The organism is Pelomonas margarita, assembly GCF_043555875.1.
Taxonomy (GTDB): Bacteria; Pseudomonadota; Gammaproteobacteria; order Burkholderiales; family Burkholderiaceae_C; genus Pelomonas; species Pelomonas margarita.
This window is the reverse complement of the sequence record NZ_JBIGHW010000076.1, coordinates 1-306: the sequence shown is the minus strand read 5'-3', so window position 1 is coordinate 306 and position 306 is coordinate 1. Positions and strand designations below refer to the sequence as shown.

The 306-nt window shown below is 71.9% G+C and carries 1 protein-coding gene; it reads right to left on the bottom strand.

The window, feature by feature from the left end; genetic code table 11:
- A partial coding sequence (locus ACG0Z3_RS23305) for a hypothetical protein (protein ID WP_394402453.1) occupies nucleotides 1-232 on the bottom strand: 232 nt, incomplete at its 3' end.
- Nucleotides 233-306: the final 74 nt, after the last annotated feature.

Genomic DNA, 306 nt, shown 5'->3' with positions numbered 1-306 from the left:
ACAGCTGCGCCAGCAGCGCCGGCGTGGGCTGCTCGCAGTCGATCAGCAGCAGCTCCGGCGCCTGGCGGGCCAGCGTGAGCGCCAGCGCATCGGACTCGGCCACGAGGTCCAGCACATCGACGAGCTGGCAGCGCAGCCGGATCAGTTCCAGGCGGATGACCGGGCTGCGGCGCTGGCCGGCGTCCACCAGCAGCACGCGCAGGCCCGGCAGGGGGAATGGGGGCGTGTCCATGCACGAACGTAGTGCAAAAAGCGTGCCTTGGTGCGGGGCGTTGCACCGCTGCCCCAGGAACGCGAGGGCGCTGG